Source organism: Haloarcula sediminis (assembly GCF_035656455.1).
GTDB lineage: Archaea > Halobacteriota > Halobacteria > Halobacteriales > Haloarculaceae > Haloarcula > Haloarcula sediminis.
In genome coordinates this window covers 1-996 of record NZ_JAYMGA010000025.1, presented here as the reverse complement: position 1 = coordinate 996, position 996 = coordinate 1, and the positions used below count along the sequence as shown (strand labels likewise).

The window sequence follows — 996 nt, the reverse complement described above, 5'->3', positions numbered from 1 at the left end:
CGCTCTTGTGAAGCACGTTGTTGATTTTTAGAGGACGGCGTCGAGAGCATATTTGAGTGCTTCGTCACCTGGTTTTCTGTAGAGTTCGCGGCGGAGCTGAAAGGCTTTGAGATACGGCGTTAGCTTGTCTTTTGACACTCCTCGGTGGGGCGAGAGCCACCGTCGCGTCAGCGACGCGTGGCTCTCGCAGGTGTTGACATGGATGTCGCCGTCAGCGTATTCTCCATCGCCGTGGACGACGTATTTGCGGGTGAAAGCGTCGTCCTCGTCGAGCGGATCGTAGGCCCGAAATCCGTCCGTATAGACGGTCAGCGACTCCTCGTCGTGGTCCGCAAGCAGGAGTCGAATCGTCGATTCATCAGCGGATTTCGCTGGCACGACGTACCGGTCGCCCGAACCACGATCGGCCAGCGTAAACACCGGCGGTTTGTCGCCGTCGTACGATCCTCGGCCGCGCGTGGACAGGCCACGCGAGCGCGACTCTTGGTCGCGCTCGCGGCCTTTGAGGCCAGCAGAGACGTACACTTCGTCAATTTCGACCGGGCCAGACAGCGTGATCGAAGGCGCGTCCAGCGCTCTAGCGAAGCGCTCGACGCGCCGTCTCACCGTTCTGTACGAAAGATCAAGTTCTGCCTCAATCTGTTGAATGCTCGTGTTAAACCGTAAGAACACGTAGATCGTGAAGTACCACTCTTTCAGCGAGAGCTTCGAGTGAGCGAAGATCGTGCCGGTCTTGTCGTTGAACGTTCGACCGCAATTCTTACACAAATACCGTTGATACACCCGGTAGCTGCCGTTTCTGACCGTCAGGTCAGAACGGCAGCGGGGGCACTCAACGCCATCACGCCAGCGAACCTGTTGGAGCAGGTCCGCTGCAGCCGATTCCGACACGAACCGGCGTATTGGGAACATATCGGGCACCGCTGACGCGGTGCCCTTGCCCTCTTCGACTTTCAGCCGCCGCTCTCGCTATCAACAATCTACTTCGCAAGAGCG

At 58.4% G+C, this 996-nt stretch carries 1 protein-coding gene; it reads right to left on the bottom strand.

Annotated elements, in window-relative coordinates; translation table 11 throughout:
- Positions 1–27 precede the first annotated feature (27 nt).
- Positions 28–912 carry an IS1595 family transposase gene (locus tag VJ162_RS18425; protein WP_324666287.1) on the bottom strand — a complete coding sequence of 295 codons (885 nt, stop codon included), beginning with the start codon at positions 910–912 and terminating at the stop codon, positions 28–30.
- Positions 913–996: the final 84 nt, after the last annotated feature.